The sequence below is a fragment of the Actinophytocola sediminis genome (assembly GCF_054779715.1).
Genome location: NZ_BAAGXS010000078.1, coordinates 82,495 through 98,656, shown reverse-complemented (window position 1 = coordinate 98,656; position 16,162 = coordinate 82,495). Strand labels below are relative to the sequence as shown.

Sequence of the window (16,162 nt, the reverse complement as noted above, 5' to 3'; positions counted from 1 at the left end):
GTGCGGTGGGCCGTTCCCGGCCTGCTCTGCGAAGGACTGGAACCTCTTGGCGGGTGCGCCGTTGATCACCCCCTCTTTGGTACAGCCTCTTGTTCTCTCTCTGCCACGGTGACCCTGTGACACAGAATTAGAGTGGGCGATCTTGAACTGATCGCGGTGTCACTGCCCTGTCACAGCTATTTCCCCAGGTCAGGGCACGTGGAGTGACACTGTGACAGGTGTGACACCTAGGACAGGTCCAGCACGTGTCACCGGCCCGGTAGGAACGCTTCCGCGCAGCCGGTTGAGGGCAGACGGTAAGGTCTTCGGCTATGGCAACGACGTTCGCTGACCTTGAGGCACGGGTACGTGGCCTGGAGTCACGCGCCCAGCGCACCGAGGAAGACGTCACCGCGATCGTTACCACCGTGGTTGAGGTCCGCGACGATGTGAAGTGGTTGAGGCGCGCTGTTGAGGCGCTGCTCGCCGACCGGAACCTCTCGATCCCGGAGGACGAGTCCGAGGACTGATCCGCGCTTCTGCGCACCCCGAGGTTGTCACTGTCCCGTCACAGCTGTTTCCGCAGGTCAGGGCGTGTGGAGTAACGCTGTGACAGGTGTGACACCCGAGACAGATTCTTGAGGTGTCACCGACCCGGCCGGCACGCTGGTCCTCAAGGGCGAGGCAGCGCCATCCGCAGGGTGATGGGGCCACCAATGCCGGCAAACACGGTGATCAGTAGCGCCAGCGGGTCGAACCCATGGCGCTCCAGAGAGCCGATAACGGTGAATCCCGCAATCGTGCCCACGGCAGCCACGAACAGCCACCGAAGACGATGCCAGTCTCGGCCCTGGCCCCGGTGGCAATCGCGGCGGAGCAGCAGCACAGCCGCCACTGCCACAGCGTGCAGCACCAGCGGCCACACGAATCCGCCAACCACGGCGTACAGACCGCCGAGTGGCGCCATAGCCCACTGGAAAGGCAGCACGGTCAACACAGCCGACGCAGCCTCCGTCAACACAGCCAAAACGATGACAACGACCGTCAGCACCCGAGTGCTCGGCTGAGCTGACTGGTTGTCCACGAGGTAATCATCGGCGGTGCCGCCGCAGCGGTGGAGCCGCCGTCCGAGTGGGGTTGCAGTCGCTCAGGAACGTGAGCACTGGGGGGTTCCGGCGCCGGGACACCTCACCTCAGCGTCGTCGACCTCGGTGACATAGGCTCCGTACTCTTGGCCAGCGGGGGTGTCACACACCTGTCACAGCTGTTTCCCCAGTTCAGGGCGTGTGGAGTGACACTGTGACAGCTGTGACGGCCAGGACAGGTAAGGCGGCTGTCACAGCTGCCCCGGCTGCTGTCGAGCCGTTCACCGCCAGCTGGCATCCGAACCAAGTACGACCAGGCACCCAAGACACTGCTGAGCCTGCCCGGCGTACACGGTCGAGGCTTGGGCGACGTGTTGGCACAGGGCCGTAACGGAGACCTCCCTGCGGAACTGCTCCCGCCCGAACGCGTGCATGCGGTCGTCCCAGGAGACCAACCATCGCAGCTGCGCAGAAGGTGGCACGGTTGAGTCTGCATCCATGCAGGTCAGCGTAATACCTCTTAAGACCTTATGGGACCTCTCATATTGTTTCCGCAGGTCGTAGTGTGTCTACATTGCACATCGTGTCCTGGTCGTCCCGCGCTGAGCGCATCCAACATGACTCAGCCGTGTTGGTGTGGCGTCAGGTCGCCGACGACCTCGTGGCCGGCATCCAGTCGGGCGACCTGCCGCCAGGTTCGCGGTTGCCATCGGAGCTGGAGCTGGCCGAGATCTACGGCGTGGCCCGAGTTACTGTTCGGCGAGCTGTCGCGGAGTTGCGCCAAGACAACCTGGTTGTCGTGGTGCACGGCCGGGGCACCTTCGTGCGCGAACGGTGATCGCTGCCGCGTCAAGGCTGGCTCAACTCGACCACCTTCGGACCCCGACAGAGTTGCATGTGCGCCGGTCGTTGGAAGCAAGCGCCGGACCCGGTCGGGTCGGCAACAACCCGCACCAGTTCGAATCCGCGATCGAGGTAGTAGTTCCAGAGCCCTTGATTGTTGCGCCACGCGTCGAGTCGAATCCAACTCAGTTTGTCGGCCATCGCCCGTCGTCCTGCCCAGTCCATTAGTGCCGACCCGAGTTCTTGGCCGGCTATGCGTGGTTTCGTGACCATTCGGTGAAGGTAGAGAGAGTCCTGTGGTTTATCCTCTGGGTACCACAAACCGGCCTCTGCATTTCTGTCCACGGTAATAGTTCCAATAATGCCCCCGAATGAGTCGGTGGCTAGCCAGCATGTACCGGCGTCGACAGCAGCTTGAACATTGTGCACCTTTACTGGATATTGCCATTGGTCAAGACCGCGTTTCGCCAGTCGCTTTGCTGCCTCAGACCACATATCGACCACGGCTCGAACGTCGTCCTTGCCCTGTGCTCGCCGCAGGTGCCCTGTGGTCACGTTGTGTCATCCTGTGAAGGATGCTCACGCTCGTAAACGATGATGTGCCGGTCTCCCGGTAGGACATATTTTTCAACTCGGCTAATATGATCGTCCGCCGTAAAGCCCGTGAGGTAATGCACAGCGACTGGTGTACCTGTCGACAGTGCGAGTCGTTCTGATTCCTCCGGCTTTGGCATTCGAATATAGTATTCGTCCAGCGCTCGGACCTCTCGACCTATCAGGCGAGTGATTACGGCATTGGAGCCCTCTGGAATATCAGTGGGACTCATAATGGGCGTGTCTTTAACCATGTCCAATAGGTAATAGGTGTCGTTGATGTTGAACGGCTCACCGTCGATGCTACGCACTCGCTTGCGTACCGCCATGGATGTCCCTTGCGGCACGCCGTATCGATCGGCGACGAGCTTGTCGGCACTCTCAATTTGTACTTCAATGGACTGTGTAGGTTTTCGACCTTCCTCGGTGAGTGATGCCATAAAGCGGTCCATCGTCTTGGATCGCCGGGGCTCTTCATCCGCTTGTGGTCGGTAGACCATGTCGCGGCGTTCACGCACTACGCGTCCCCGGCCTGCTCGAGCGGCGACCAGACCTTCCTGTTCCAACGTGAGCAGCGCGCGACGGACGGTCACGCGGCTCACGCCGTACTTCGCTTCGAGCTGAGCCTCGGACGGCAGGGCCTGACCTGGTTCGTACTTGCCTTCGCTGATGGATCTCCGCAGGTCGGCGGCGACGGTGCTGTGGAGCGGTTCGCTGGCCATTGCTCCCTCTGGGTGGATGTGAGGCCGGGTGTTGACACCCATCATGCCTGTAGCTACATTCATGACCGAACCTGTAGTAACAAGTACTACAAGCATCACTGCAACGACAGGAGGATATCAGGTGAAGCGCCTGCCTACTGACATGAACAGGCCCGCTGAGCTGGGGAACTACGCGTCTGACCAAGCTCTCGCCGACGACGCGGATTTGTCTGACCTGGAGCTTTTGGCTACGGCGACGCAGGACGCGATGGACGCGCACCAGGTGGGTGTGATCGTCGGTCCGGCGCTGGACACCGTGGCGTTGGCCCGTGCGGCGCGTCGGGCGCGTCGTCGGGATGCGTCGCGGTTGCTCAGGGCGAACGTGCTGTGTGCCGGTCTGCTGGGTTCGGGGAAGTCGAACGTGGTGGCCGGTACCACGGGTGGTGTGGCGTGACGGGGCGGGCTGTTCGCCCTCGTGCCAACCGGGCTGGTGGCCGGGGCCGGCCGGATTCGCTGTGGGCGTTGTTCGACCTTGGTGACCGGTCCGGTACGGACTGGATCCGGCGCGGGGTGTGTGCGCAGACCGATCCGGAGGCGTTTTTTCCGGAGGACGGCGCCAACGCGCGTGCGGCGAAGGCGGTGTGCCGGTCCTGTCCGGTGGTCGCTGAGTGCTTGCGGTACGCGGTGGCGCGGCCGGCGCTGACGGGTGTGTGGGGCGCGACGAGTTCGCTGGAGCGTCAGCAGCTGCGTCGCGTCGCGAACCGGCGTGCGGATGTTGCCGGGGAGGCGGCGGCATGAGCACGGCGCTTCCTGATGGTTTGAGTACGACGCGTGAGCAGGCGGACGACGCGGCGCGGCGGGCGGATACCAAGGCGACGACGTTGCTGTCGTTGACGGGTGTCGGTCTGGCGGGTGTGATCGCGTTGTCCACGCGTCAGGACGTGACCGGTGCCGGCGCCGTCCTGTTGTGGGTGTCGCTGACGCAGGTGTTCGCGAGTGTGGTGTTGCTGCTGCTCGCGATCCGGCCCCGGCTGAACCGGCACCCGGTGCCTGGTTCGTGGTTGTACGCGGCGACGGTGGGTCCGTCCACGTTGCTGCGGGCTTACGGCGACGACGCGCCTCGTGTGGTGAGCGCGGCGGACGAGCTGTGTGTGGTGGCGCGGATCGCGCGGGCGAAGTATCGGCGGGTCGGTGTCGCGGTGGTGCTGCTGCTGACCGGTTTGGCCACGCTCGTGTTGTCGCTGCTGGCAACGGCGGTGTCGGCATGAGCGCGACGATCACGTTGGATGACACGCTTTACGCGATCGTGCAGTTGACCCACGAACAGGGTCTGCCGTTGCACGGCGTGGACGTTCGCGCTGGGGCTGTGACGGTACGCACCGAGACGGCGGACGCCCGTTGGTGGGTGCGGTGGCTCACGGACTCGGTGTCGACCGGGGTGCGCCCGGTGGTGTGGGACGTTGAGGACGGTTCCGCGGTGCAGGTGGTGTACGCGACTCGTGCGGGCATCGAATGGTGCGTTGTCGAGCGCGTGCCGACTGAGGTCGCCGGCCGAGTGCTCGCCGCACACGGCATGACGCTCAGCACCAAGCACCAGTTTCTTCCGGCCGCCGTTGCCGTGGCGCTCGCGGACGAGCTGGCTGCGGATGCGCTGGCGGTGGCGTCGTGACCGCGGTTGGAGTGGTGAGGCTGCCGTGGTCGGGGGAGTGGTGGCCGGGCCGGGTCGAGAACGGACTGCCGACGTTCGGGTTTCGTGACGCGCCACCGGGTTTGGCGACGCGGCGCCAGCTGCGGACGGCCGGGCTGTGTCCGGGCCGGCAGTCCGTTGCCGCACAACTGGTGTGGCGGCAGGGTCGCCGGTGGGCGGCGCTGTATCGGCGTGAACTCGCGGTGGCGTCGCCTGGCGCGACCACCGGCCAACTGGCTGCGCTGCGCCGCGCGGAGCACGTGTTGCGCACCTGCGCCAACTGCGGGCGGCGCTGGGAGTTCCGGCTGCCTCCGTCGTTCGGTCGCCGTTGCTGGCCCTGCGTGTCTGCCGCCGAGGCGAACCCTACTGAGTACGGGGAGATTGCTGCATGAGTACGTACATCAAGATGGATGGCTATGTCGCCGTGGCGCGTCCCGGTGGCGTGCTTGTCACCACGCTGACTCTGATCATCGCTCTGCCCAATGGATCCACGGTCGAGTTCCCGGCCCTGTTGCTCCCGATCGGTGCTGGTCTCGCGATCACACCAGCGATCCGCACCGGCGTGGACGGTGAGGTGTGTTTGGACTTCACCCGGTGGTCACCGGCCCGGGTGGACGGGGACCTGTCCGTGCGGTTTCCAGTGGTCTGCGCCGACCAGGCCACGGCGGTGGCGGTGGCCCGCGCGTTTGACGCTGACCCGGCCACGTCGTGGCGTGACCCGGTGACGGTGATGGTCGAGTGGGCCAACCGGTTCGCGATGTCGGGCGGTGCGGCATGACCACTGTGGACTTGACGGCGGATGTGGTGCTGTTCGCTCCCGACGATGCCGGTCTTCTGCATGTGCTGGTGATCCAGCGCGGTGAGGGCAGTGACGCGTACCCGGGATGGTGGGCGCTTCCCGGCGGCTACGTCGATGAGGGTGAGACGTTCAAGCAGGCCGCGCGGCGTGAGTTGGCTGAGGAGACCGGATTGCTTGCGCCTGCTCGGTTGGGGTTGGTGGGTGTGTACGACGCGCCGGGTCGGGACCCGCGGGGGCGGGTGGTGTCGGTGCCGTTCGTTGGTGTGTTCGCACGCATGGTCCCGGCTCGTGCTGGGGATGACGCCCGTGCCGTGCGGTGGGTACCGGTCAGTGAGGTGCGGTCCGGTGCGCTGTCGTTGGCGTTCGACCACCGGCAGATCGTCGTCAACGCCGCCAACCGGTACGCCGCCAAGAGTGCCCATCACGAGCAGGTGGCGCCCGCGTTCCGCAACGCAGCGGATGAGCGGACGCGCCGATGAGCGGGACGGTTTCGTTGTGGGCCAGCGTGGTCGCTGTCGCGGGCACGCTGTTGGGTGGCCTGTTGGCCGGTGTGGTGCAGGCCCGGACGGCTCGGGTGGCGCGGCGTGAAACCCGTGAGGCGGACCGGCGTTCGGAAGCGTTGGGCGCGGTGACCGCGTTGTTGTCGGCGCTGGCCGATCACCGCGGCGCGATGCGGGATCGGGAAGACCTGCGGTTGTCCGGTGCGGATGAGGACGCTCTGCGGGACGCTCGGGCCGTTGTCCGGGTGACCCGTGCGGCGATCACGGCTCCGTTGTCCACGGTCGCGATCCTGCTCCCGGACCTGGCCAAGTGGGCAGACGCGGCGGTGCAGGCCACCTACGCGCTGCGGAAGGCGCCCGATCACACAGTTCTCGAACACTTGCGTCTTGTGTCGGTGGGTTTGGAGCGGGTGTTGCGGCAGGCCGCGTCCCGCGCGCTCGCCGCGGAGCGTCCCCGCTCCCGCCGTGCCCGCCGGGGGCCGGCGCTTGCGGACGAGGGGCTGCCGGTCCGGCTGGACCACCTTGCGGTGATGGTCGCGGACCTCGTCTCCGAGCGCTCCGCGTTGCCGCAGGAGCAGCTGGACGCGGAGCGGGACGCCGCGGTCGACGCGATGAATGAACTGCTTCGGCAGCGCGCGACGCGTGCTGATCAGGCCGGTGATCACCGTGGCTGACGGACTGGTGTCGAGCACCCCCGACCCGGCGGTGAATCCCGCCAAGAACCCCCGCCGGGTCGGGGTTCCCAACCACCACCAGAGCACTGGAAGTGGAGAGAACCTCATGGTAGTCAAGAAACCCGAACCGAGCAGGCCCACGGTGGCCCCGGTGTCGGTCGATGCGGTGCAGGCGCTGCTCACGAGCCGTAGCCACCGGTTCCTGTCGTTCGACGGCCAGGGGCGGCTGATGGTCCGGCTGGACCATCTCGCGGTGCTGGTCGCGGAGATCGTCACCGAGCACACCGCCGCCCTGGCGGAGCAGCTGGCCGCGGAGCGGGACGCCGCGGACGACGCGATCAACGAGCTGCTCCGCCAGGTGGACGAGGCGCGCACCGACCGGGACCCGGCGGACACGGCGACGGTCTACGAGTCCACGGAGGCGTTCCTGGCTCTGACAAACCCCGGGACGGTGTCGTGATGAGCGCGACGAAGGAACTCGGCCACCTGGGCACGCGGAGCTGGTGGGACGGGACCTTCCGCACCTTGTGCGGGCAGACGTTCCGTACGTCGCGCTCCGCGACGTGGAAGACCGAGAAGTGCGCGGCGTGCACGGCGGCCAAGAAGGCGGGTCGGCGATGAGCGCGACGGATGTGTTGGCGCGGTTCGGGACGTGGGCGCTGCTGCGGTTCACGCTGGCGTTGCTGGTGTTCGTGCTGCTGCACCTCGTGCGGTTGCCGGTGCTGCTGCTGACGGCGGTGCTGGACGGCGCTATGTCGCGTGTGGATCGTGCGGTGACGTCGGCTGTGTCCGGGCCGGGGCCAGGACCTGTTGGTGGGGAAGGAATGCGATGAACGAGCACGCAAAGAACACCGTGGACAACACCGACGCCTTGGACACCGAGGCCGTGGAGAACGAGACCGTGGCGCGGGTGGTGGGTTCGGAGTTGGTGATGCGTCGGGTCGCGCCGGTGGCGACGCCGGTGCCGGATCGGGCCACGCGGGTGGCCTCGTGGCTCGGATGGCATCTGCCGGAGATCACGGGTGTGGCGGTCCCGGCCGCGGTGGCGGTGTCGGTGTCGCCGTGGTTGTGGCTGGTGTCGGCCGCGGTCGGTGCGGGCTGGTCGGTGCAGGCGGTTCGCACGGCCCGTGAGCAGGCCGCGATCCGCGCCGGCAGCACCACCGCGGCGGGGACCGACACCGCGTCCGGTGAGCGGGACTCGGTGCCGGAGTCGGGTGTGGACGGAACTGCTCGGGTGAAGGGAGATCACTGACATGGACGTGTGTGTCTCATGTCTAGAGGGCGGTACCTGCAACGCCCACTGGGCCGAGGTTCTGGAGAAGGTCCGCGAGTTGAACGAGCAGGACCAGAAGGCCGGCCAGCAGCCGAAGGGGGCGTCATGACCGGGGTTGGGTCCAGTGTGATCGCGGTCGCCGGCACGCTGGCGGGTGGTGTGCTGGCCACCGTGGCGCAGGTGTTGATTGCTCGGGTGCAACGCCGGGAGTCGCGGCGGGAAACCCGCCGGGATGAGGCGTTGACGGCGGTGACCGCGCTGGCGGTGGCGTTGGCCGCGCACCGCCGGTCGACGTGGGTCGCGCGTCGCCAACAGCTCACGATGGACGATGAGCGAACGGTGTCGGACGCGGTGGCGGTGGCGCACGAGACGTGGTCGGTGGTGTCCGCTCGGCTGGTGACGGTCAAGATCCTGGCACCGAGGTTCACCGCCGCGGCGGAGGCGGTGACGGAGGCGATCTGGGCGATGCAGGCCGCCGGAGACGACTCCATGTTGGAGACCCGCCGCGCTGACGCGGTCGCCGCACTTGATGCCCTGATGGTGCAGGCGGCCGAGGTCTTCACCAGGAACGAATGGTCCCGTGTGGACGGTCGACCGGTCGGGGGTGCACGGTGACCTGGCAAGAACAGCGGCGCCTCAACGACGCCGCCAAGGCTGAGCAAGCACGTCAGGACCGGGTCGCGGCGGCTCAGGTCGAGGCGATCCGTACCCAGACCCAGGTGGACGCGGCGCGGGCGATGGGTGAGCAGCGGGATGCTGCGGAACGCGCTCACCGGGCCGACCAGGAGCAGCGCAACACCGAAGCGCGGGTCCGGCGCGCGGCGCGTCGTGCGCGCCTGCTCGGGTGGTGTGGTGCGCATGTGGTGGATCTGCTGATCTACCCGCTGGCGGTGGTGTCGGCGGTGATGGCGGTTCCGGCGATGGCCGCGTTCGGGCACGAGGTGTACGGCACGGCGGCCGGCTACGCCCTGCCGATCATCACCGAGTTGGGGATGTGGGCGTTCGCGATCGCGGTGCACCTGGTTCGGCACCGCAACGCGCAGGACGGCGGGGATCGTCCGGTGTGGGCGTTGCAGCTTGGAGTGTGGTCGTTCGCCACGGTCGCCGCCGGGCTGAACTTCTTGCATGGCGCCGTCACCGGCCCGTTGGGCGCTGGGGTGACGGCGGGTGTGGTGATGGCGGTCGCGTCGGTGGCGGGTGTGGCGGCCCACCAGTTGGTGACCGCCGCGCCGCGCCGATCCCGCGTCGCCAGGCACACGGCCCGAATCCAGCGGCGCACGGCCGCGACGGTGACCCGGGTTCGGCGGGCTGCGCTTCGGGCCACGGTCGCCGACATCGACCAGACCGGCGAACCGCGGCTGCTGTTCCGGCCTGGCCAGTACCGGCTCACCCGGTCCCGACTGGCGCCGTGGCGCGCACCCCGCCTCGCCCCGATCTCGACACCCGATCCCCAGGACATGCCGTCCCGGGAGTTGGATGCCCTGGACCACGAGCTGGCCGCACTGCTGAACACCGTCGACCCCTATCCGGCCGCCGGGTCGACCCGCGCGACCGAGGACGCCGGGGGCGGGATCGGTACGCTAGACCACCCCAACCGCGACACCGGTCCCGACTCCGATCGTGGGGCCGATCGGCCGGCCGGCCAGCGGAAATCGACCCGATCGAATCGCGCGACGTCGGATCGGAAGACGCCCCGATCGGCGCGCCGGGAAGCGAAGCGGGAACCGTCGCGGGCGGCTCGATCGATCGAGGATCTGCGCACCGAGCTGTACGCCGCGATCGAGGCCGACCCGTCCTCGATTGACCCGACGTCGGCGGAGTCGATTCGCCGTGCTCTGCACTGCTCCCCGACGCGTGCTCGTGAGCTTCGTGACTCCTACCGCCCGAACCATTGATCGAGGTGACACCAGCCATGAGCAACGACCCGAATCACCCCGGCAACAGCGACGGCGACGCAGAGGTGTCGAACGTGCGGTTCCTGCCCGCCCGGCGGCTCGATCGACCGACCGCGATCGAGGTGTCGCAGTCGAGGTCGGTTGAGCCTGCGGACCAGGTGCTGGAAGGTGAGATCGTCACCGCGCAGGAGTACAACGCGCGGCAGAAGGCCGCCGCGATCGAGCGGTACAAGGGGTACCGGCGCGACGCGGTCACCGTGTACCGGGGCGCGAAGACAGTGTTCACCCATGCCCGCACGAAGACCGCGGTTCGGCACGTGCTCGCCTACCCGGTGGCCGGGGCGGGGATCGTGTGGCACCGGTGGCGCGACGCGCACGGTGTCGGCCGCTACGAACGGCAGATGCGCGCCGCCGAAGCCGCAGGCGACCAGGAAGCGATGCGGTACTGGCAGGAAGCCGACACGGCCGAGAAGCAGCGTCGCCACGATCGCGTGATGGCGTGGATGGCCTTCCTCAACCCGTGGTTGTGGATCAAGTACGGCACCCTGGCCATCGTCGGTCTCGCGCTGTTCTTGCTGGTCATTGGTGTGATCACCGCGATCAACACCGGTGAGTTCGCCGACGTCATCGGCCCCATCTCCGCGGTGCTGGACGCGGTCGCGTTCGCGGTGTGGTTCGTCACCGCCTACGGCATGTTCCTCATCCTCGGTGGCACCGCCGCGACCCTGTTTTACCTGTACAGCCAGGGCCGTAAGCATGCGGAGGTGCCGGCCTGGTTGTCGGTCCCCGACCCCGGTGCGGGGAACGTGATGGACGCGCTGCCCGACGAGAACACCATCGTCAACGCCCTGAAGAACCTGAACATCCCCGGCTTCCAGCGTGCGCTCAAGGAAGGGTGGCGGGTCCGGTTCCGCATGCCCCCGGTGATCGACGGGAAGGGGTGGCGCGCGCAGCTCGATCTGCCCCCGGCGTGCACGGTCGAGGAGATCGTGAAACGCAAGAACATGTTGGCCCACAACCTGGTTCGGTTCCCGAACGAGGTGTGGCCCACCGAACCGCAACCGTCCATGTTGGACCTGTGGGTAGCCAAACCCGGTGCTCTGTCCGGGCCGGTGGACCCGTGGCCGCTGCTCGCCGACCTGGGGACCGACGCCGCGACCTGCGACTACTTCACCGGTGTGCCGGTCGGGGTGACGGTAAAAGGCGACGTGGTCAAGGCCCGGCTGTTCGAGGCGAACTACGTGCTGGGCGGCATGATGGGCTCTGGGAAGTCCACTATGGCCATCACCATCCTGCTTGGTGCGATGCTGGACCCGCTGGTGGACATCGACGTCGTGGTGATGGCCGAGAACGCCGACTACGAGCCCATGGAACGACGTCTGCGGTCGCTGACCACCGGTGTCGACGACGACACCGTGGACGCCTGCCTGACCCTGCTCGGTGCCCTGTACGAGGAGATCTCCGTGCGGGGCCAGGCACTCAAGGAACACGACGCACGTGCCGTGACCAGGGACCTCGCCGAGAAAGACGCCCGGCTGCGCCCTCGGGTGCTGGTCGTCGACGAGTGCCAGAACCTGTTCATCGGCAAGCACGGCGCGGCCGCGATCGAGGTCGCCTCGAAGCTGATGTCCAGTGCCCGCAAGTACGCCATCACCCTGCTATTCCTCACCCCCGAACCCAGCAAGGATGCGTTGCCACGCAAGCTCATCTCCATCGCCTCGAACAAGGCCTGCTACGCCATCGGTGACCACCAGGCCAACGACGCCGTACTTGGCTCTGGCTCCTACCGCGCCGGGATCTCCGCCGTGGGATTGACCCCGAAGACCGACGAAGGCCCCGGTGACGTCGGCACGTGCATGCAGCGGGGTTTCACCGCAAAACCCGGGTTGTTGCGGACGTTCTACGTGGGCCAGGCCGACGCGCACCGCGTCACCGATCGCGCGATGCAGCTGCGTGACCAGCGCGGCATCGCCACGGTCGACGTCGACCGGGAACCGCCGCGGGACCCGCTCATCGACATTGCCGCGGTGCTGGGTGACGCGACCCGTATGAAGACGATGGACGTGCTGCAACGCCTGGTCGAACAGCACCGGTCCACCTACCAGGACTGGAACGCCCGCACTCTCACGGCCTACCTCACCGACCACGAAGCGGCCCCCTACAAAAGCGACGGCGCCATGCAGATCAGCGCTGCCCGCATCCACGAAGCGATCACCGTCCGTGACGAAATCGCGGGTGAGGAGAGCTGAGAAAGGGTAGGGAGGAAGCCAGGGAGGCACCGAAAGTCAGGGAGTTTTCCCTGACCACCTCCCTGCCCCTGCCTCCCTGGACCTGAGCAGCACGAACCAGCCGTCAGGGAGGCAGGGACCCGCACCCCGCTGACCACCCATAACACCCACAAACCAGGGAATTCGAGGCGCCCCGTGCCTCCCTCCCTGTCTTCACCACACCCAACAACAGTCACAGATAGTAGTCATTTGGAGGTCTTGTGACCCGCACCAATCAGACCCGCGCTGCCGCGCTGACCATCGCCGTGATTGCGGCGCTGGCGGTGGCCTGCCTGCCCGCGACCACCGCACAGACCGCCCCGGCCCTGTCCGGTGACCCGGTCCCGGCGTTGGCCGCGCTGCCGATTCGTCCCGAGGACACCACCGCCGTCTACGAACGGGACCAGTGGGGCGACTGGGCCACCCACGGCGATGGCTGCGACACCCGCGAACTGGTACTCACCGACCAGGGCACCGGAACCACACCCGGCCCGGACTGCCGCCCGGTCTGCCCCGACGCGCCGGTTGGGCCGGCGTGCTGGGTCGGTCCCTACGACGGCGCCGAGTTGCGGGACCCGTCGCGGGTGCACATCGACCACCGCGTACCGCTCGCCGAAGCCGCCCGGTCCGGGGCGGCCGGCTGGACCGGGCGGCAGCGGGAGCAGTTCTACAACGACACGAACAACCTCGTGGCCGCGTCCGCCGAGTCCAACACCAGCAAGGGCGACGACGACCCCGGGCGGTGGCAGCCACCCAACCGCGCGGTGTGGTGCGACTACGCCACCCGCTACGTGACCACAAAGGACACCTACGGCCTGTCGGTCGACCCGGCCGAACGGGCCGCGCTCGCCGAGATGCTCGCCACCTGCGATCGGCGGACGTCCTGATGTTTCTTCACCACACCTGCATCACGGTGCAGTGCGACACGTGCTGGTCCGACCTCGAGCTTGATGGCGTCGGTGGCCTGCACTTCGAGAACATCGCCGACGCGACCGCGTGCTTTGGTGATCTCGGATGGGACGTCCGTCCGGACGGTCACGCCCGTTGTGATCAGTGCGTCGCCCGCGAGGCTTGTGCCACCGAGGGATGCGACTGGCGGGGGTGGATCCGCTGCGGGTGTCGTGGCGCCGTGGCCAGTCATCGGGCACTGGCTATGACCCCTGCGGCAGTTGCCGCCGGTCGCTGCGCGTGTGAGACCCGGTGGTGCGAGCGGTGTAGCGCCTACGAAACCCGCATCCCGGGCACCAACGGTGAGGAACCCCCGGCGCTCTGACATCCACTGTGGACAGTGAGAAAGGGAGAAGCTATGTGTCGCTCATCAGGTGAGGGCGGACGTCGGTGTCCCAGTCACGGCTCACGCGACCGTGCGTCGGCTCAGCGTGCTGTGCAGCGCGCTGCCGCTGAACTGCGGGCAGCTACCTACGCCCAGGACCCGGAGCGCATCAGGAACGCGAAACAGCGCGTGGCCGCCGCGGCCGAGCGCCTGGCTCGGGTTTCCACCGATCAGGCGGGGGACACGACACACCAGCACGGCCCAGACACCGTGCCGGGGATGGTCAACGTCAACAGTGCGGGGGCGGGCGCCACGGTCGGCGAACAACACGGTGTGATCCGGTCCAGCGACACCACCGTTGAGGACGGCGTCCACGACGCCGTCATGCGTGCGGCTCGGTGGGCGGATCGCGCGGCGCGCATGGCGCGCGACCACGGCGACACGGCGGGACACGACACGCCGCGACAGGGTGGCACGCACCGCCGCAACGTCGCCAGCGGGAACGAGCACGTCTCCGCCCAGATCGGTTTCGTCTTCCGCTCACCGGCCGACCAGCAACCCGAAGACGGGGACGGGACGCCCAGCAGCAAGCGGCGGGCCGCCGGTCGTGATGGTGGGGTCGGGCCGGTGAGCGGTGAAGACAACCTCACCCTTGTCTCTCCGCAGGGTCCGGTGCACATCTCCACCTCCAGCCCAGACGGCAACCCCGGGGTTGTGGGGGACGTGACGTCCGACGAACCCCGTCCACGCCCCGAGAACCGGGGCCGCGGCGCGGCTGCGAGCCGGGCTCGGGCGCGAGCAGCGCGCGACGCGCAACGTCGCGCTGCCCGGCGTCGCAGGGATACCGGGCCGGTCGACGTCATCGGCGACGGCCGCATCGTCATTGACGGCAGGGACGTGACGCCGCGCCGCACCGCGCGGGACGAGCGGGGTGATGCCTGATGACCGCGACCCGTGAGGTGTTCGCACTGGACGCCACGAAGACCAGCCACCGGTGGGCCGAGGTCCCGGGGAACTGGGACAAGCTCAACCTTCGTGCTGTGTTCGAGTCGGACAACCTGTGGGGGATCCCGGCCCTGCCGGCCGCCCGGTGGGTGCCTGCTCGGTTGGTGGCCTACAACGACCGGGCCGGGGTCGAGCGCTGGTCGGATGACCCGTGGGCCACCGTAGATCCGCGCACCGCCGTGCACTTCTTCCTGGACGACTACCGGTTCGAAACCGTCTGGTCGAAACCAGAGCGCGGGCTGTCCCGGTGCCAACGGGTCGGTGGCGCCCTGACGCCGGACTTCTCGCTGTGGACGACGATGCCGCTGGCGATGCAGCTCTGGCAGGTCTACCGGTCCCGCTGGTGTGGCGCCTGGCTGCTTCACCACGGCGTCGCCGTCATCCCCACCGTCAGTTGGTCCACACCGGATTCGTTCGCGTTCGCGTTCGCCGGCATCCCAACCCGGTCGACGGTGGCCGTGTCCACCGTGGGCATTGCCCGCGCGGACACCGACACCCGCGCGCGGTTCGTCGACGGCTACACCGCGATGCTCCACCACCTCGACCCGGCCACCGTGCTGGTGTACGGACGCGAACTCCCCAACACCGCCACCGCGCTGACGCCGGCCGGCACCGAGGTCCGCTACTACCCGACCCGGTGGGCCAACCACGAAACCCAACGAGCGCGCAAACGGGCCGGTGCCCGAACCGAGCAGGCGGGCGGCGCGGGGGGTGGTGCGTGATGGGCGGACGAGGCAGTGCTGGCAGCTCGCGGCAGATAATCCGCGTGCAGGACACGTTCCTGCCGGACCCGGCCGAAGCGCAAGCCGCGGACCCGGACGTGGTGTCGCCCGAACTCCCGGAGCAGCCGCCACCAACCGAGCAGGACCACGACCAGGCGGACGCGGTCACCGAGCCTGAGCTGAGTCCGGAGGAGACGCCGTCACCGTCTCCGGTGTCCGGTGCGATGTCGGACGCGCCGCTGCTGGACAACAAGTGGGGCGGATTCGACGACGCCGCGCCGGTCGCCTATCACGAGGACGGGGTGATCGGGTCCGCGCTGGCCAGGATGGGGACCGACACGCGGATGGAGGTCGACGGACAACCCCTCGCCAACGTGCTCGGTGGCCTGGCCACCGACGTGGTTCGCCGCAAGCTCACCGCACAGGAAGGACTGGACGCCTACAAGCAGGTGCGGGACCGGCTACCCGAGGACAGCCAAGCCAGGCGCAGCCTGGACGTGGCGATCATGCGGATGGACGCACCCGCCACCCCAGCACCGCAACTTCCCGCCAGCACACCGGAACCGTTGCGGCAGCTCGCCAACGACCTGCACAAGATCCCCATGGTGCGCGCGGACCCCACCGAACTGGACCGCATCAGGGATCTCGCCGAAGGCGTCGCCGCGGGTCGTGTCCGCGCCAGCTTCCTGCCCGACGAAGTTCGACGCATCCGGTCCATGCGCCACGAAAGCACCGGCGACACCGGCTACTTCGAGATCCGCGACGCCGTCCAGCGCGCAACCGACGCCCTCAACACCCGACGCACATGACCGAACAACCCGGGCGCCTGCCCGGCCCGTGCCTGCTCGGTTCACGTACTGACTCC

General features: G+C 67.9%; 24 protein-coding genes. 21 read left to right on the top strand and 3 right to left on the bottom strand.

Annotation, left to right across the window (positions count from 1 at the left end):
• Positions 1–311 precede the first annotated feature (311 nt).
• The gene (locus tag ACYVIP_RS36770) at positions 312–509 is read left to right on the top strand and encodes a hypothetical protein (protein WP_460404982.1); all 198 of its coding nucleotides are present in this window, start codon (positions 312–314) and stop codon (positions 507–509) included.
• Between the two features lie 143 nt (positions 510–652).
• On the opposite strand, the gene ACYVIP_RS36765 is transcribed toward ACYVIP_RS36770, so the two are convergent.
• Positions 653–1,063, bottom strand: a complete 411-nt coding sequence (locus ACYVIP_RS36765) for a hypothetical protein (RefSeq protein WP_460404980.1) — start codon at positions 1,061–1,063, stop codon at positions 653–655.
• A 629-nt stretch (positions 1,064–1,692) separates the two neighbouring features.
• Here ACYVIP_RS36765 and ACYVIP_RS36760 point away from each other — a divergent pair.
• Positions 1,693–1,902 carry a GntR family transcriptional regulator gene (locus tag ACYVIP_RS36760; RefSeq protein ID WP_460404978.1) on the top strand — a complete coding sequence of 70 codons (210 nt, stop codon included), beginning with the start codon at positions 1,693–1,695 and terminating at the stop codon, positions 1,900–1,902.
• Positions 1,903–1,913: 11 nt separating this feature from the next.
• Here the strand turns inward: ACYVIP_RS36760 and ACYVIP_RS36755 are convergent, their stop codons facing one another.
• Both ACYVIP_RS36755 and ACYVIP_RS36750 read right to left on the bottom strand, forming a co-directional pair.
• Positions 1,914–2,402 (bottom strand): GNAT family N-acetyltransferase, encoded by a 489-nt coding sequence (locus tag ACYVIP_RS36755; protein WP_460404986.1) that lies wholly within the window; start codon positions 2,400–2,402, stop codon positions 1,914–1,916.
• Positions 2,403–2,458: 56 nt separating this feature from the next.
• On the bottom strand, positions 2,459–3,223 hold the full coding sequence (locus tag ACYVIP_RS36750; protein WP_460404976.1) for a GntR family transcriptional regulator: 765 nt from the start codon (positions 3,221–3,223) through the stop codon (positions 2,459–2,461).
• A gap of 121 nt (positions 3,224–3,344) precedes the next feature.
• Here ACYVIP_RS36750 and ACYVIP_RS36745 point away from each other — a divergent pair, with 121 nt between their 5' ends.
• The 19 genes from ACYVIP_RS36745 to ACYVIP_RS36655 all read left to right on the top strand — a co-directional run bounded on the left by ACYVIP_RS36745 (position 3,345) and on the right by ACYVIP_RS36655 (position 16,106).
• Positions 3,345–3,656 (top strand): hypothetical protein, encoded by a 312-nt coding sequence (locus tag ACYVIP_RS36745; protein ID WP_460404974.1) that lies wholly within the window; start codon positions 3,345–3,347, stop codon positions 3,654–3,656.
• A gap of 68 nt (positions 3,657–3,724) precedes the next feature.
• On the top strand, positions 3,725–4,000 hold the full coding sequence (locus ACYVIP_RS36740; RefSeq protein ID WP_460404972.1) for a WhiB family transcriptional regulator: 276 nt from the start codon (positions 3,725–3,727) through the stop codon (positions 3,998–4,000).
• A 20-nt stretch (positions 4,001–4,020) separates the two neighbouring features.
• Entirely contained in the window at positions 4,021–4,470 is a 450-nt protein-coding gene (locus tag ACYVIP_RS36735) for a Pycsar system effector family protein (RefSeq protein WP_460404970.1), read from the top strand.
• Positions 4,467–4,871, top strand: a complete 405-nt coding sequence (locus ACYVIP_RS36730) for a hypothetical protein (RefSeq protein WP_460404968.1) — start codon at positions 4,467–4,469, stop codon at positions 4,869–4,871. Before ACYVIP_RS36735 ends, ACYVIP_RS36730 begins: the two co-directional genes overlap by 4 nt.
• Complete coding sequence (locus ACYVIP_RS36725; protein ID WP_460404966.1) at positions 4,868–5,281, top strand: RRQRL motif-containing zinc-binding protein; 414 nt, start codon at positions 4,868–4,870, stop codon at positions 5,279–5,281. The genes ACYVIP_RS36730 and ACYVIP_RS36725 overlap by 4 nt, the downstream gene beginning before the upstream one ends.
• Entirely contained in the window at positions 5,278–5,667 is a 390-nt protein-coding gene (locus ACYVIP_RS36720) for a hypothetical protein (RefSeq protein WP_460404964.1), read from the top strand. Before ACYVIP_RS36725 ends, ACYVIP_RS36720 begins: the two co-directional genes overlap by 4 nt.
• Positions 5,664–6,167: an NUDIX domain-containing protein gene (locus ACYVIP_RS36715; protein ID WP_460404962.1), complete on the top strand. Its 504-nt coding sequence runs from the start codon at positions 5,664–5,666 to the stop codon at positions 6,165–6,167. Before ACYVIP_RS36720 ends, ACYVIP_RS36715 begins: the two co-directional genes overlap by 4 nt.
• Positions 6,164–6,862 (top strand): hypothetical protein, encoded by a 699-nt coding sequence (locus ACYVIP_RS36710; RefSeq protein ID WP_460404960.1) that lies wholly within the window; start codon positions 6,164–6,166, stop codon positions 6,860–6,862. Before ACYVIP_RS36715 ends, ACYVIP_RS36710 begins: the two co-directional genes overlap by 4 nt.
• Positions 6,855–7,322, top strand: a complete 468-nt coding sequence (locus ACYVIP_RS36705; protein ID WP_460404958.1) for a hypothetical protein — start codon at positions 6,855–6,857, stop codon at positions 7,320–7,322. The genes ACYVIP_RS36710 and ACYVIP_RS36705 overlap by 8 nt, the downstream gene beginning before the upstream one ends.
• The gene (locus tag ACYVIP_RS36700; RefSeq protein ID WP_460404956.1) at positions 7,322–7,483 is read left to right on the top strand and encodes a hypothetical protein; all 162 of its coding nucleotides are present in this window, start codon (positions 7,322–7,324) and stop codon (positions 7,481–7,483) included. Before ACYVIP_RS36705 ends, ACYVIP_RS36700 begins: the two co-directional genes overlap by 1 nt.
• Positions 7,480–7,695: a hypothetical protein gene (locus ACYVIP_RS36695; protein WP_460404954.1), complete on the top strand. Its 216-nt coding sequence runs from the start codon at positions 7,480–7,482 to the stop codon at positions 7,693–7,695. The genes ACYVIP_RS36700 and ACYVIP_RS36695 overlap by 4 nt, the downstream gene beginning before the upstream one ends.
• Positions 7,692–8,114, top strand: coding sequence for a hypothetical protein (locus tag ACYVIP_RS36690; protein WP_460404952.1), 423 nt, complete (start codon positions 7,692–7,694; stop codon positions 8,112–8,114). The genes ACYVIP_RS36695 and ACYVIP_RS36690 overlap by 4 nt, the downstream gene beginning before the upstream one ends.
• A 126-nt stretch (positions 8,115–8,240) precedes the next feature.
• Entirely contained in the window at positions 8,241–8,750 is a 510-nt protein-coding gene (locus tag ACYVIP_RS36685; RefSeq protein ID WP_460404950.1) for a protein kilB, read from the top strand.
• Positions 8,747–10,030: a hypothetical protein gene (locus tag ACYVIP_RS36680; RefSeq protein ID WP_460404948.1), complete on the top strand. Its 1,284-nt coding sequence runs from the start codon at positions 8,747–8,749 to the stop codon at positions 10,028–10,030. The genes ACYVIP_RS36685 and ACYVIP_RS36680 overlap by 4 nt, the downstream gene beginning before the upstream one ends.
• A 17-nt stretch (positions 10,031–10,047) precedes the next feature.
• Positions 10,048–12,279 carry a zonular occludens toxin domain-containing protein gene (locus tag ACYVIP_RS36675; protein WP_460404946.1) on the top strand — a complete coding sequence of 744 codons (2,232 nt, stop codon included), beginning with the start codon at positions 10,048–10,050 and terminating at the stop codon, positions 12,277–12,279.
• Between the two features lie 239 nt (positions 12,280–12,518).
• Positions 12,519–13,184, top strand: coding sequence for an HNH endonuclease family protein (locus tag ACYVIP_RS36670; RefSeq protein WP_460404945.1), 666 nt, complete (start codon positions 12,519–12,521; stop codon positions 13,182–13,184).
• 497 nt (positions 13,185–13,681) lie between these two features.
• Complete coding sequence (locus tag ACYVIP_RS36665; RefSeq protein ID WP_460404943.1) at positions 13,682–14,512, top strand: hypothetical protein; 831 nt, start codon at positions 13,682–13,684, stop codon at positions 14,510–14,512.
• Positions 14,512–15,297: a DUF4417 domain-containing protein gene (locus tag ACYVIP_RS36660; RefSeq protein ID WP_460404941.1), complete on the top strand. Its 786-nt coding sequence runs from the start codon at positions 14,512–14,514 to the stop codon at positions 15,295–15,297. The genes ACYVIP_RS36665 and ACYVIP_RS36660 overlap by 1 nt, the downstream gene beginning before the upstream one ends.
• 44 nt (positions 15,298–15,341) lie before the next feature.
• The gene (locus tag ACYVIP_RS36655) at positions 15,342–16,106 is read left to right on the top strand and encodes a hypothetical protein (RefSeq protein WP_460404939.1); all 765 of its coding nucleotides are present in this window, start codon (positions 15,342–15,344) and stop codon (positions 16,104–16,106) included.
• The last annotated feature ends 56 nt before the right edge of the window (positions 16,107–16,162 follow it).